The following is a 13,894-nucleotide window of genomic DNA, read 5'->3' as shown; positions in this document are numbered from 1 at the left end:
CCTGAACTGGAGTTGATCATGCCCAAGATCAAGACTAATCGCGGGGCCGCCAAGCGGTTCAAGATTACCGCGGGCGGCGTCAAGCGTCGTCAGTCGCACCTGCGTCACATCCTCACGAAGAAATCGTCGAAGCGGAAGCGTCAGCTCGGTTCGCCGGCCTACGTTCACGAGGCCGATGTCCAGCTCGTCGAGCGCATGATGCCCTACGGCAAGAAGTGAGGAGATAGACCATGGCACGAGTCAAGCGTGGCGTTACCGCCCATGCCAAGCACAAGAAAGTCCTGAACAAAGCGAAGGGTTACTACGGTGCCCGTTCGCGCACCTACCGCTCTGCGAAGCAGGCGGTCATCAAGGCCGGTCAGTACGCCTATCGTGACCGTCGCGCGAAGAAGCGCGTGTTCCGCGGCCTGTGGATCACCCGCATCAACGCCGAGGCACGCAACAACGGCCTGTCCTACAGCCGCATGATGGATGGCCTGAACAAGGCCAACGTCGAGGTCGACCGCAAGGTCCTCGCCGACATCGCGGTGCACGACAAGCCGGGCTTTGCCGCCCTCGCTGAAAAGGCGAAGGCTGCCCTGGCAGGCTGATCCGGACCGATCACGGATCACGGACGACCGCCGGTCGTCCGCCCGGATTCCCGAAAGGCGCCTCACGGCGCCTTTTTTCGTTGAAGGCATTGATTTTATTGGGCTTTACGCCACAATAACGCCCTTCGCCGGATGCCGGTTCCCACGGCATCCGGCGAAGGGTGGCTAAGCAACTGGAAGGAGCGTTTAAGCGGTGAGCAACTCCCTGGACACCTTGGAGACCGACGCACTGGCACGCATCGAGGCGGCCGACAGTCTCGACGCACTCGAATCCCTGCGGGTGGAATTCACCGGCAAGAAGGGATCGATCACGGCCCAGATGAAGATCCTCGGCCAGCTCGACCCCGAGGAACGCAAGACGCAGGGTGCGGCCATCAACGCGGTCAAGGATCGCGTGATCGGCGCCCTCAAGGCCCGTCGCGAGACCCTGCAGGCCGAGGCACTCCAGGCCAAGCTGGCCGCGGAGACCATCGACGTCACCCTGCCCGGCCGTCGCCGTCCGCCCGGCGCCAAGCATCCCGTCACCCAGATCACCGAGCGCGTCTCCGCCATCTTCCAGGCGATGGGCTTTCGCGTCGCCGAAGGCCCGGAGATCGAGGACGACTGGCACAACTTCACCGCCCTGAACATCCCCGAGAGCCACCCGGCCCGGGCGATGCACGACACCTTCTACTTCGACGCCAATCACCTGCTGCGCACGCACACCTCGCCGGTGCAGATCCGCGCCATGCAGGAATCGAAGCCGCCGCTGAAGGTGATCGCCCCCGGCCGCGTCTATCGCTGCGATTCGGACATGACGCACTCGCCGATGTTCCACCAGATCGAGGTGCTCTACCTCGACGAGAACGTCCGCTTTACCGACCTGCGCGCCACGCTGGAGACCTTCCTCGCCGCCCTGTTCGAGCGCGAGGACCTGCCGATCCGGCTGCGCCCGTCGTTCTTCCCCTTCACCGAGCCCTCCGCGGAAGTCGACATCCAGTGCGTTCACTGCGGTGGCGAGGGCTGCCGCGTGTGCAAGAAGACCGGCTGGATCGAGGTGCTGGGCGCCGGCATGGTCCATCCCAACGTGCTGCGCTCGGTGGATCTGGACCCGGCCGAGGTGAGCGGTTTCGCCATCGGCATGGGCGTCGAGCGCCTGGCGATGCTGCGCTACGGGGTCGACGACTTGCGTGCGTTCTTCGAGAACGACCTGCGCTTTCTGCGCCAATTCCAGTAAACCCCATTCCCGTCGAGCCGGCATGGCCGACCGACCAACCGATTTATGCCCGGCCGCACCATAGCGGCGGCCGACCGGACCAAGGCCCGAGGACCTGACACCCGATGCTTTTTTCCGAGAACTGGCTGAGAACCTGGATTGACCCGCAGGTCGACACCGAGGAGCTGGCCCACCGCCTGACCATGGCCGGCCTCGAGGTCGATGCCATCGAGCCCGCCGCCCCGGCCTTCGACAATGTCGTCGTCGGCGAGGTCAAGACCGTCCGCCCGCACCCGGACGCCGACAAGCTGCGCGTCACCGAGGTCTTCGACGGCGAGACCACCTGGCAGGTCGTCTGCGGCGCGCCCAACGTCCGCGAAGGTCTCAAGGCCCCGCTGGCCCGGGGCGGCGCCACCCTGCCGAACGGCATGAAGATCAAAAAGGCCAAACTGCGCGGCGAGCCGTCGCACGGCATGCTCTGCGGCGGCGACGAGATTGGCTTGGCCAGCGTCCGCGACGGGTTGCTGGAGCTACCGGACGATGCACCGGTGGGCAAGGACCTGCGCGAGTGGCTGGACCTGGATGACGCCGTAATCGAGCTGGGCATCACCCCCAACCGCGGCGATGTGCTCTCGATCGCCGGCCTGGCCCAGGAATGCAGCGCGCTGTTCGAGGCCAAACTCGAGGCGCCGGAGACCCGCGCCCCCGAGGCCAGCCTTGATGCCCGCCGTGACGCGACCATCGAGGCAGCGGATGCCTGCCCGGTCTACCTCACGCAAGTCATCGAGGACATCCCGGCCCGCGGCGACACCGACATGCTGATCGCCGAGCGCCTGCGCCGCGCCGGGGTCTCGACCGTCGAGCCGATCGTCGATCTCTTGAACTACGTGATGCTCGAGACCGGCCAGCCGATGCACGCCTTCGACGGCGACCGGCTCGACGGCGACATCCGCGTGCGCTGGGCCAAGGCCGGCGAGACCATGGTGGGTCTCAACGAGCAGGAGTTGACCCTCGAGGACGACTGCCTGGTGGTGGCCGATGCCACCAACCCGATCGCGCTGGCCGGCATTATCGGCAGCCAGCCATCCGGCGTCTCCGGCGAGACACGGCGCATCGTGCTGGAATCCGCCCACTTCACCCCCGAGGCGGTCGCCGGCCGGGCACGCCGTTTCGGCCTGACCACCGATGCCGCTTTCCGCTTCGAGCGCGGCGTCGACCCGAGCCTACCCCGCCAGGCGATCGATCGGGCCGCCCAGTTGATCACCGAGCTGCTCGGCGGTAAGGCCGGCCCGGTGGTCGAGGCAGCCGGCGGGCGCGATCTGCCCGCCCCGGCGGCGATCCGGCTGGACATGGACTGGGCCGAGCGCCGCCTGGGCCTGCCGGTGGCCACCGAGCGCGCCGCCGATCTGCTCACCCGGCTGGGCTGCGCGGTCACGCGTGAGGCCGACGTGCTCACCGTGGTGCCGCCGACCCGCCGCTTCGATCTGGCCATCCCCGAGGATCTCCTCGAGGAGCTGGCGCGACTGATCGGTTACGACAACTTCCGTGCCCCGATCACGCGCATGACTCCGGAAATCGGCCTGCCGGCGGCCACCGACAACACCACCACGCGCATTGGCGATCTGCTGGCCGACCGCGGCTACTTCGAGGCGATCACCTACAGCTTCGTCGACCGCGAGCTCGATGCCGTGATCACCCCAGACAGCAGCCCGATCGAGCTGGCCAACCCGATCGCCTCGCAGATGGCGGTGATGCGCCAGAGCCTCTGGCCGGGCCTGCTCGAGGCGGTCGCCCACAACCAGAAGCGCCAGCAGCCGGCCATCCGCCTGTTCGAGACCGGCCACCGCTTCGCCGGCTCGACCGCGGGGGCCGCGCGCGAAAGCGGCGAGCTGGCCGTCGTTGCCGCCGGGCATGCCGCACCCGAACAATGGGGCCAGGCCACCCGTCCGGTCGACTTCTACGACCTCAAGGGCGATCTCGAGGATCTGCTCGAGGGACTCGGCCTGGGCGAGGCGCTCGCCTTCCGTGGCTGCGAGCACCCGGCGCTGCACCCCGGCCAGTCCGCCGAGGTGCTGATCGACGGCGAGGCGGTGGGCGAAATCGGCGCCCTGCACCCGGAGACACTCAAGACCTTCGACCTTAAGGGGCCGGTGTTCGCGGCACGCCTGTCGCTCGCCGGTATCGACGCCCGGCCGTTGCCACAGAGTGCGCCGCTATCGAAGTTCCCGCGCATCCGCCGCGATCTGGCACTGGTCACCCCGACCACGCTGGGCTTCAGTGAACTGGCGGCCACCATCCATGCCGCCGGGGGCGACTTCCTGCGCGATGTCGAGCCCTTCGACCGCTACGTGGGCGAGGGGGTGGCCGAGGGCCACCAGTCGCTGGCGGTGAAGCTGGTGTTCCAGAATGACGAGCGCACCCTCACCGACGACGAAATTACCGATACAATCAATCACATACTCGAGAACCTCCGCCAGCACGATGTCGAGCTGCGCGGTTGACTTGAACCCGGGAACCGATTTACATGGCTCTTACGAAAGCGGATCTGGTAGAAACGCTGCACAACGAACTTGGCCTCAACAAGCGCGAGGCGAAGGACTTCGTCGATCTCTTCTTCGAGGAGATGCGGCAGGTGCTGGAATCGGGCGAGGACATCAAGCTCTCCGGTTTCGGCAATTTCCAGTTGCGGGACAAGAACGAACGCCCCGGGCGCAACCCGCGCACCGGGGAGATGATTCCCGTCACCGCCCGCCGGGTGGTGACCTTCCGCGCCGGCCAGAAACTCAAGTCGCTGGTGGAAGCCTATGACGGCCCAGAGCAAGACTGAATTCACCTTCCCGCCGATCCCCAGCAAGCGGTATTTCACCATCGGGGAAGTCGGCCAGCTGTGTGACGTCAAGTCGCACGTGCTGCGTTACTGGGAGCAGGAATTCGAACCGCTCAAGCCGATCAAGCGCCGCGGCAACCGCCGCTACTACCAACGCCACGACATCGAGCTGATCCGCCTGATCCGCACCCTGCTCTACGATCAGGGCTTCACCATCGCCGGCGCCCGCCAGCAACTCGCCGCCCTGCCCAAGGCCTCCTCGCGCGAGTCCTCCAGCGCGCTCGAGGCAGTGCGCGAGATGCGCGAGCGCATCAGCCAGAGCGGCGGCAACCTGCTGGCACTCGACCCCCAGGGGGAAACCAGGCAAGGGGAAGCCAGGCCAGACAACGAAACCACGCCCGTCACAACGCCCCCCGAAGCCCCCCTTCCCAGCGGCCGGCAGCTCGACCTGCGCGAGATCCGACTCGGCCTCGAGGCCCTGGCCGACGAGCTCGCCCCCTACTGCGCCGAGACCCGTCCCGACGACGACTAGGGAACCTCTGCCCCTCAGGCCGCGATATGGGCCCGGCGCGGCTCGGCCTCCCGGCGGCGTTCGACGAAGTGGCGCAGGTAGCGGGCCTGCAGGTCCGCACTCTCCAGCAGGATGAACAGGTCGGCACAGCCGAACGCCGGGTCCCAGCACGGCTCACCTCCGATCGTCGCCCCCAAGCGCATGTAGGCCTTCAACAATGGGGGCAGGCGCGTCGATGAGACGCTGATCGCCCCATCCACAGCCGGCAACGGACGACGGGGCCGCACCCGCCGTTCGACGGGGGCCAGGTGGCAAGCGAGCAGCCTGTCGGCAATTGCCCGGGCCGTGGCACCGCCATCGTCCATCGGGATCGAGGCGCAGCCGATCAGGTAGCCGAAGCGGTTGTCCGCCATGAACCGGGCGAGGCCCGCCCAAAGGGCGGCGATCGTGCCGCCGCGGCGCCAGTCGGGATGCACGCAGGTCCGACCGATCTCCATCACCCGACCGGGCAGTCGGCGAACCCCGGCAAGATCGAATTCCTGCTCGGAATAGAACCCGCCGGTCAGGCAGGCCTGGGTGTCGGTCAGCACGCGCGTGCACGCAACCAGTGCCCCTCGGCTGTCCCGCACCATCAAGTGATGACAGTGCGGGTCGAAACCATCTCGCTCGAGCCCGCCGTGTCCCGGCGGAACCTGCGCGCCCATCTCTTCGACGAACACCCGGTAACGCAGTCGGTAGCAGGCCTCTCGCTCGGTGCTGGTGGTGGCAAAGGCCACACTCAGTCCACCCGATTCGTTCAGCCGGCCCCGCCGGCTTGGCTCGTCTCGCTGCATGGATCGTCTCCCCTGGCGGTTGATACCTGCTCGCAGGGTGGCGAGACGAGTTGGCAGGGTCGTGACACGTCGATGTCGATCCGATGACCGGATGACAAGTAGGGAACCTCTGCAAGCAGAGGTTCCTTAATCGAACTGCGCCAACAGCCGATCGGGCTCCGACTCCGGGGGCAGACAGGCCGTGCCGCGGCAGATATACGCCAGTCCGGGCGCCAGTCCGGGGCCCGCCTCGGGCAGTGGCTTGTCGGCCAGCACGGCATCACTGCCAGTGGCGATCACCGTCATGCCCCGCCGGCGCAACGTGGCGATCGCCGTCTGCCAGGCCGTCATCTCTCGGGCCTTGATGACGACCACCGTGCCCGGCTGATGGAATCGTCGCAGGGCGGCAAGCAGTCGCGTATGGACCTGCGGCGCACGCTCGATCGAGCCGGCGGCCGCCTTGAAGATGTCCTCGGCGGTGGCAAGCCAATCGGGCCGGCCCAGGGAGTACCCCAGACGGGTGAGCGCATCGGCCAACACGGCATTGCCGGCCGGCTGGGCGTCATCCGTGAACACGACCAGTCCGGCCACCGGCGCACCGTGGCCCGCATGACTGAGTCGAAACGCCCCGCTCCCATCGGCGAAGCGCTCGGTGATCGTGCCGATGATCTCCTCGATGCGAGACAGCCGCTCGGCGTCGGGCACACGGAAGAAGGCCTCGGCCTGGGCCTCGAGCAGCAAGGCGAGGTCGTCAAGAAAGGCCGGCACCGATGGACGTCCGTCAAGGTATCCGGTGGGCAGGTCGGCCACGGCGCTATCGGCAGGCACCAGCCGGTCGAGCAGATCCAGCCCCTTGCTCGTCCAGTCGTCTCGCCCGAGGCGATTGCCCGCTCGCAGTAACCCGGTGGCCAGCAGGGCATTAAGGCCCAGCAGGGACTTGTCATCGCGCTTGGGCTGCGGGCGGGTATCGCGATGTGACAGCAGGGCGCGCCGGATGGGCTCAATCAGCGGTCGCACCTCGTCGATGCGCCGCGCGCGGCGTGCCGAGGCCAGATGCCACTTGCCCTCGAAGTTGGCCGGGCGGTCCAGCCCGTACTCGCCCAGGAACGATTCGATGGCGGAGGCATCGAGCCCTGCCGTCTCCAGCACCTCACGCGCCTCGTCGGGCGTCCACAGGTAGGTGGCACCCTCCTCGCCCCCAGTGTCGCCCGAGGTATCGCCCGGGGTATCGGCATCCAGGCTCGCCGCAAACGTGCCATCGGCCAGCCGCATGCGCTCGAGGAAGTGGTCGATACCCCGCTCGAGCAAGGATTCGATCACGGCCCGGCGGGTATCCGACCCGTCCCCCAGCACGGCGAACCGCGACAGGGTGTCCGGCAACTGGGCGTTATCGACCAGCATCTTCTCGAAGTGCGGGATGGTCCAGTCGGCGTCGACGCAGTAACGAAAGATGCCGCCGTCGAGATGGTCGAACAAGCCCCCGTCCAGCAGCGCCGCCACTGCGTGATCCAGTGCCCCTCCCCCGTCGGTGCCGCGGGCGGCCGCTTCGTCGAGCAGAAAGTCGAGCATCGGCAGCTGCGGGAATTTCGGCGCGCCACCCAGTCCACCGTGCCGGTCGTCCATCGACTCCTCCAGGCGAGCCCGGGCGGCATCGGCCACCGACACCCCCGGCAACTCGTTGCTCCCCGGCGGCGTTGCGTTCAGTGCCCGGTGAACCGCCAGTCCCTGCTCGCGCGTCTGGTCGCGTTTCTCCCGGTAGGCGCTGTGGACCCGCTCGAGCAGGTCGGCAAAGCCGGGCAGGCCAAAGCGCGGTTCGGCGGGGAAGTAGGTGCCGATAAAGAAGGGCGTCAGATCGTCGGGGTTGAGAAAGGCGGTCAGCGGCCAGCCGCCGCCACGCTGGTTCAACAGCGCGTGCGCGGTCTGGTAGGTCTTGTCGAGATCGGGGCGTTCCTCACGATCGACCTTGATGTTGATGAAATGCCGATTCATCACCGCCGCGATCTCCGGATTGGAGAAGCTCTCGCGCGCCATCACGTGGCACCAGTGGCAGGCGGCGTAGCCGATCGACAGCAGGATCGGACGATCCTCGTCACGGGCGCGGCTCAGTGCCTCGTCAGTCCAGGCATACCACTCGACCGGGTTGTCGGCATGGGCCTGCAGGTAGGGACTGGTCGATTCGAGCAGACGTGGGTTGGTCATGGTTGGCGCCCCTGGCTCTTGATTCGGTTGCCCCTGGATACTGGTAGACTCCGTGCTGTTTCACAAACAGGCCACCGGCTCCCTAAATGGACTACCCCGCCATCGACCCCATTGCCCTGCAGATCGGCCCGCTGGCCATTCACTGGTACGGGCTGATGTACCTGTTCGGCTTTGCCGGTGCCTGGGCCCTGGCCCGCCTGCGCGCCCGCCGCCCCGACTGGCCCATCAACGCCGTGCAGGTCGACGACCTGCTCTTCTACTCAGCGCTGGGCGTGATTCTCGGCGGGCGGGTCGGCTACATGCTGTTCTACCAGCCGGGCATGCTGATCGACTCGCCACTGAGCCTGTTCGCGATCTGGGACGGCGGCATGAGCTTCCATGGCGGGCTGCTGGGCGTGCTGGTGGCCATGGCCCTGTACGCCCGGCGGCAAGGACTGGCGTTCTTCACGGTCACCGATTTCATCGCCCCGCTGGTGCCCATTGGCCTGTTCTTTGGCCGGATCGGCAATTTCATCAACGCCGAGCTCTGGGGCAGCCCCACCACCCTGCCCTGGGGCATGGTATTCCCCGGTGGCGGCCCCGAGCCGCGCCATCCCTCCATGCTCTATGAGGCGGCCCTGGAAGGGCTGGTGCTGTTCATCCTGCTGTGGGTGTTCTCGATGAAACCCCGCCCGCGCATGGCCGTCTCCGGGCTGTTCCTCGCCGGTTACGGCACGTTCCGCTTCGCAGTGGAGTTCGTGCGCGAGCCGGATGCCCACATCGGCTATCTCGCCGGTGGCTGGGTGACCATGGGTCACGTCCTGTCCGCCCCCATGATCCTGGCCGGTATCGCCCTGCTGATCTGGGCCTATCGGCGCGCTATCATGGACCGCCCCGCTAACCTCCAAGCTGGAAGCACGTCCGAATGAAGGCCTATCTCGACCTGATGCAGCACGTCCTCGATCACGGCGTCGACCGTGACGACCGCACCGGCACCGGCACGCGCAGCGTCTTCGGCTACCAGATGCGCTTCGACCTCGGCGAGGGCTTCCCGGCCCTGACCACCAAGAAGCTGCACCTGCGCTCGATCATCCACGAACTGCTGTGGTTCGTCAGTGGCGACACCAATGTGCGCTACCTGCAGGACAACGGGGTGCGCATCTGGAACGAGTGGGCCGACGAGAACGGTGACCTCGGCCCGGTCTACGGCGCGCAGTGGCGCTCCTGGCCCGACCGCGACGGCGGCACCATCGACCAGCTCGGCGGCGTGATCGAGCAGATCAAGGCCAACCCCGAATCGCGACGCTTGATCGTCACCGCCTGGAACCCGGCCGACGTGCCCGAAATGGCCCTGCCGCCCTGCCACCTGCTGTTCCAGTTCTACGTCGCCAACGGCAAGCTTTCCTGCCAGCTCTACCAGCGCAGCGCCGATATCTTCCTGGGCGTGCCGTTCAATATCGCCAGCTACGCCCTGCTGACCATGATGATCGCGCAGGTCTGCGATCTCGAGCCGGGCGAGTTCGTCCACACGCTCGGCGACGCGCATCTTTATCACAATCATCTTGAGCAGGCGCGCGAGCAACTCGGTCGCGAGCCACGCCCGCTGCCGACGATGCGCATCAACCCGGAACGGCGCACGATCGACGACTTCGTCTTCGAGGACTTCGAGCTGGTCGACTACGATCCCCACCCGCACATCAAGGCCAAGGTAGCGGTCTAGCTCGAATGCGCTGGCCGAGGCAGGCAAAATCAGGTGACCGATCCAAACGGTTGGGCTAGACTGATCGGTTAACCCATTGCCAATCATCATGCCGCTAGGCAGGAATCCCCATGCGCGTCAGTCTCATCGCCGCGATGGCCCGCAACCAGGTCATCGGTCGCAACAACCAGCTCCCCTGGCGGCTGCCGGCCGATCTCAAGCATTTCAAGCAGCTGACCATGGGCAAGCCCCTGATCATGGGCCGCAAGACCTTTGAGTCGATCGGCAAGCCGCTTCCCGGACGGACCAACATCGTGGTCACCCGCGACGAAGGCTTTACCGCCGAGGGCGTGATCGTGGTGCATTCGCTCAATGCCGCCCTGGCCGAGGCCGAGGCGCACCTCGACGAGAGCGAGGAGGCGATGGTGATGGGCGGGGCGAACATCTATTACCAGTACCTGCCTCGTGCCGACCGCATGTACCTGACGCTGGTGGAAGTGGAGGTCGCCGGTGATGCCCATTTCCCGGTGTACGTCCCCGACGAGTGGGAACTGACCGAGGCCACGCGCCACGAGCCGGACGAGAAGAACCCCTACGCCTACCAGTACCTGGTGTTCGACCGCGTCCCGAGCTGAACCTCGGGCAGTCTGACCCGACCCACAACATCAACTATCATCCGGTGAAGGGATTCCCGAATTCTGCGGGGTGGCGAATGCCCACCCCGCCGGAACATGCAACCCGGAGTCCGTGATGACCCAGCCGTCACTCGATCTGCGCGACGAATTCGACTACCAGCCGGAGCTGATTGCCCGCCTGGTCGACGTCTACGACATTGCTCTCAACCATCGCTGGATCTATGCCAGCGTGATCGCCCTGACCGGCGCATTCTTCATGCTGCAATGGTCCCTGCTGGCGGACACGGCGCAATACGGGCACCCCTGGGTGGGCGTGCCACTGATCGCCATGGCCGTCTGGCTGGCACTCGCGCCGGCAGCAACCATCGCCAAGTGGGTTGCCCTGCCGGCGCATTTCAGCCGCGACTACCTCTCCTACCGCGACATCCACTGGATGCAGCAGATGACCGAGCGCCACCCCGTGCTGGCCACCACCGCCGAGCCGTTTCTTAATGCACGCGAGCCGGTGCCGATCGGCGCGCTGCGCGAGTTTTGGGCACCTTTGGTGCGCGAGGAAGAGCGCCAGCAACGCTGAGATCACTTCGTCTTTGGAAGACGCACCTGCCGCTCGGCCTGCTCGAGCACGTGATCGTGGAAGCTGCGCATCACGGGGGTGTCTCGCTTGCCCCGGCGCTGGACCATGTACCAGTGCCGGATGATCGGCAGGCCGTCGACGTCCAGGATCACCAGCCGGCCGGTCTCCAGTTCCAGCTCCAGGGTGTGTTGCGAGACGATCCCCACCCCCAGGCCGGCCTCGATCGCCTGTTTGATCGCCTCGTTCGAGCGCATTTCCAGCCCCGGCTTGACCGCCAGGCCGTGTTCCTCGAAGAACCGCTCGATCGCCGCCCGCGTCCCCGAGGCAGATTCGCGCTGCACGAAGCGGTGTTGCGCCAGCTCCTCGAGTGCAATCGACTTTCGTCCCGCCAGGGGATGATCCGCGGCGGCGATCGCTACCAGCGGGTTTTCCAGAAACGCCTCGGAATGCAGATCGGCATCGATGGGTGGCTCGCCCATGATCACGATGTCGGTCTCGTTGTGTGCCAGTTGCCGAAGCAGGCTCTGCCGGTTGGTCACGTCCAGGCTGATCGAGACCCCCGGGTAGCGCTTGGAAAAGTCGGCCAGCAAGCGCGCGACGAAGTAGTTGGCCGTACTCGCGACGCTGACCCGCAGGTGGCCACGGTGCACCCCCTTCATGCCCTCGAGCACCTCCTCGGCCTCGGTGATTACCTCGAGGATGCGCTGGGCATAACCGTATAGTTCCCTTCCGGCGTCGGTGAGGTACAGTTGCCGACCGGTCTGCTCGAACAGTGGCAGGTCGACATTGTCTTCCAGTTGACGAATCTGCATCGACACCGCGGGTTGGGTAAGATGCAGCTTCTCGGCTGCCTTGGTGTAGTTGAGGAGCTCGGCCGCGGCGCTGAAGACGCGGAGCTGGTGCAATGTGAATCGAATCATCGGCTAATCCATAAGGCTTTCTTTATGGTGAACATCACTTATTTTGAATTGCTTTGATGGTCGGTGGACGTATAGTATCGGCCGAGACGAAAGAGGGGCCTTCCCCCAGGTCGATCCCTAACCCAATGCCAACCTTACCCTTCCGGAGGATCGCTATGGCGAATAAAAGTTACAGCGCGGGCGTAAAAGATTACCGCGAAACCTATTGGATGCCGGAGTACACGCCGCTCGACACCGACCTGCTGGCGTGCTTCAAGATCACCCCGCAGCCGGGTATCGATCGCGAAGAGGCAGCCGCTGCCGTCGCAGCCGAGTCCTCCACCGGTACCTGGACCACGGTGTGGACCGACCTGCTGACCGACATGGACTTCTACAAGGGTCGCGCGTACCGCATCGAGGACGTGCCCGGTGACGACTCCGCCTTCTACGCGTTCATCGCGTACCCGATCGACCTGTTCGAGGAAGGCTCTGTCGTCAACGTGTTCACCTCGCTGGTCGGCAACGTGTTCGGCTTCAAGGCCATCCGTGGCCTGCGCCTGGAAGACGTTCGCTTCCCGATCGCCTACATCAAGACTTGTGGTGGTCCCCCGCACGGTATCCAGGTCGAGCGCGACAAGCTGTCCAAGTACGGCCGTCCGATGCTGGGCTGCACCATCAAGCCGAAGCTGGGCCTGTCGGCCAAGAACTACGGCCGTGCAGTCTACGAGTGCCTCCGTGGTGGTCTCGACTTCACCAAGGACGACGAGAACATCAACTCCCAGCCGTTCATGCGCTGGCGTGACCGTTTCCTGTTCGTCCAGGAAGCCACCCAGACGGCCGAGAACCAGACCGGCGAGCGCAAGGGTCACTACCTGAACGTCACCGCGCCGACCCCGGAAGAGATGTACAAGCGTGCCGAGTTCGCCAAGGAGATTGGCGCACCGATCATCATGCACGACTACATCACCGGCGGCTTCACCGCGAACACCGGTCTGGCCAAGTGGTGTCAGGAAAACGGCGTCCTGCTGCACATCCACCGCGCGATGCACGCAGTAATCGACCGTAGCCCGACTCACGGCATCCACTTCCGCGTACTGACCAAGATCCTGCGTCTGTCCGGCGGTGACCACCTGCACACCGGTACCGTCGTGGGCAAGCTGGAAGGCGACCGCGCTTCCACCCTCGGCTGGATCGACCTGCTGCGTGAATCCTTCATCCCGGAAGACCGCTCGCGCGGCATCTTCTTCGATCAGGATTGGGGCTCCATGCCGGGCGTCTTCGCCGTCGCATCCGGTGGTATCCACGTCTGGCACATGCCGGCACTCGTCAATATCTTTGGCGACGACTCCGTCCTGCAGTTCGGCGGTGGCACCTTGGGTCACCCGTGGGGCAACGCCGCTGGCGCCGCTGCCAACCGTGTCGCTCTGGAAGCCTGTGTCGAGGCCCGCAACCAGGGTCGTGACGTAGAGCGCGAAGGCAAGGAGATCCTGACTCAGGCCGCACAGCACAGCCCTGAGCTGAAGATCGCCATGGAAACCTGGAAAGAGATCAAGTTCGAGTTCGATACCGTCGACAAGCTCGACAACCAGAACCGCTAATCCAGGCCTTCTTAACCAGAATCTGACTCATAGGTAAGAAACCATGAACCAAATGCAGGACTACAAGACGACGGTCAAGTTCGAGACTTTCTCCTACCTGCCGCCGATGACCCCGGACCAGATCCGCACTCAGATCGAGTACGCACTCGCCCAGGGCTGGGCCCCGAGCGTCGAGCACGTCGAGCCGGAAAACATGATGAACCACTACTGGTACATGTGGAAGCTGCCGTTCTTCGGTGAAGACAACGTCGAGAACGTGCTGGCCGAGATCGAAGAGTGCCATCGCAAGTACCCGGGCCACCACGTTCGCCTGGTTGCGTATGACAACTTCACCCAGAGCCAGGGTCTGGCCTTCGTGGTTTACCGCGCTGGCTGA

At 65.5% G+C, this 13,894-nt stretch carries 14 protein-coding genes and 1 pseudogene; 12 read left to right on the top strand and 3 right to left on the bottom strand.

The genetic code is table 11. From position 1 onward, the window contains the following. The first annotated feature begins 18 nt into the window (after window positions 1–18). From rpmI to SR882_RS04760, 6 genes and pseudogenes are all read left to right on the top strand, one after another. Complete coding sequence (rpmI, locus tag SR882_RS04785) at window positions 19–219, top strand: 50S ribosomal protein L35 (RefSeq protein WP_125198480.1); 201 nt, start codon at window positions 19–21, stop codon at window positions 217–219. Between the two features lie 11 nt (window positions 220–230). Further along, entirely contained in the window at window positions 231–590 is a 360-nt protein-coding gene (gene rplT / locus SR882_RS04780; RefSeq protein ID WP_125198479.1) for a 50S ribosomal protein L20, read from the top strand. Between the two features lie 193 nt (window positions 591–783). Then, the gene (gene pheS, locus SR882_RS04775; RefSeq protein WP_407653350.1) at window positions 784–1,806 is read left to right on the top strand and encodes a phenylalanine--tRNA ligase subunit alpha; all 1,023 of its coding nucleotides are present in this window, start codon (window positions 784–786) and stop codon (window positions 1,804–1,806) included. 104 nt (window positions 1,807–1,910) lie between these two features. Then, the gene (gene pheT / locus SR882_RS04770; RefSeq protein ID WP_322522194.1) at window positions 1,911–4,286 is read left to right on the top strand and encodes a phenylalanine--tRNA ligase subunit beta; all 2,376 of its coding nucleotides are present in this window, start codon (window positions 1,911–1,913) and stop codon (window positions 4,284–4,286) included. Window positions 4,287–4,309: 23 nt separating this feature from the next. Further along, window positions 4,310–4,612, top strand: coding sequence for an integration host factor subunit alpha (locus SR882_RS04765; RefSeq protein ID WP_125198477.1), 303 nt, complete (start codon window positions 4,310–4,312; stop codon window positions 4,610–4,612). Continuing rightward, window positions 4,590–4,854 (top strand): annotated as a pseudogene (locus tag SR882_RS04760) (MerR family transcriptional regulator); the annotation flags it as partial. The gene SR882_RS04765 and the pseudogene SR882_RS04760, both read left to right, overlap by 23 nt. A 304-nt stretch (window positions 4,855–5,158) precedes the next feature. Here the strand turns inward: SR882_RS04760 and SR882_RS04755 are convergent. Next, window positions 5,159–5,956 carry a GNAT family N-acetyltransferase gene (locus tag SR882_RS04755; RefSeq protein WP_322522193.1) on the bottom strand — a complete coding sequence of 266 codons (798 nt, stop codon included), beginning with the start codon at window positions 5,954–5,956 and terminating at the stop codon, window positions 5,159–5,161. Between the two features lie 126 nt (window positions 5,957–6,082). After that, window positions 6,083–8,134, bottom strand: a complete 2,052-nt coding sequence (locus SR882_RS04750; RefSeq protein WP_322522192.1) for a thioredoxin domain-containing protein — start codon at window positions 8,132–8,134, stop codon at window positions 6,083–6,085. Window positions 8,135–8,220: 86 nt separating this feature from the next. On the opposite strand from SR882_RS04750, the gene lgt reads away from it, so the two are divergent. From lgt to SR882_RS04730, 4 genes are all read left to right on the top strand, one after another. Continuing rightward, window positions 8,221–9,042, top strand: a complete 822-nt coding sequence (lgt, locus tag SR882_RS04745) for a prolipoprotein diacylglyceryl transferase (protein ID WP_322522191.1) — start codon at window positions 8,221–8,223, stop codon at window positions 9,040–9,042. Beyond that, window positions 9,039–9,833, top strand: a complete 795-nt coding sequence (locus tag SR882_RS04740; protein WP_322522190.1) for a thymidylate synthase — start codon at window positions 9,039–9,041, stop codon at window positions 9,831–9,833. The genes lgt and SR882_RS04740 overlap by 4 nt, the downstream gene beginning before the upstream one ends. A 110-nt stretch (window positions 9,834–9,943) precedes the next feature. Continuing rightward, window positions 9,944–10,447, top strand: a complete 504-nt coding sequence (gene folA / locus SR882_RS04735) for a type 3 dihydrofolate reductase (RefSeq protein ID WP_322522189.1) — start codon at window positions 9,944–9,946, stop codon at window positions 10,445–10,447. Window positions 10,448–10,562: 115 nt separating this feature from the next. Next, on the top strand, window positions 10,563–11,021 hold the full coding sequence (locus tag SR882_RS04730) for a hypothetical protein (RefSeq protein ID WP_322522188.1): 459 nt from the start codon (window positions 10,563–10,565) through the stop codon (window positions 11,019–11,021). A gap of 2 nt (window positions 11,022–11,023) precedes the next feature. Here SR882_RS04730 and SR882_RS04725 read toward each other — a convergent pair whose 3' ends face one another. After that, the gene (locus tag SR882_RS04725; RefSeq protein ID WP_322522187.1) at window positions 11,024–11,941 is read right to left on the bottom strand and encodes a LysR family transcriptional regulator; all 918 of its coding nucleotides are present in this window, start codon (window positions 11,939–11,941) and stop codon (window positions 11,024–11,026) included. Window positions 11,942–12,096: 155 nt separating this feature from the next. Here SR882_RS04725 and SR882_RS04720 point away from each other — a divergent pair, with 155 nt between their 5' ends. Beyond that, window positions 12,097–13,518, top strand: coding sequence for a form I ribulose bisphosphate carboxylase large subunit (locus tag SR882_RS04720; RefSeq protein ID WP_322522186.1), 1,422 nt, complete (start codon window positions 12,097–12,099; stop codon window positions 13,516–13,518). A gap of 43 nt (window positions 13,519–13,561) precedes the next feature. Beyond that, window positions 13,562–13,894, top strand: a complete 333-nt coding sequence (locus tag SR882_RS04715; protein ID WP_322522185.1) for a ribulose bisphosphate carboxylase small subunit — start codon at window positions 13,562–13,564, stop codon at window positions 13,892–13,894.

The organism is Guyparkeria halophila (genome assembly GCF_034479635.1).
GTDB classification, from domain to species: Bacteria; Pseudomonadota; Gammaproteobacteria; order Halothiobacillales; family Halothiobacillaceae; genus Guyparkeria; species Guyparkeria halophila.
The sequence above is the reverse complement of the archived record's forward strand: the minus strand, read 5'-3'. Positions and strand labels throughout refer to the sequence as shown.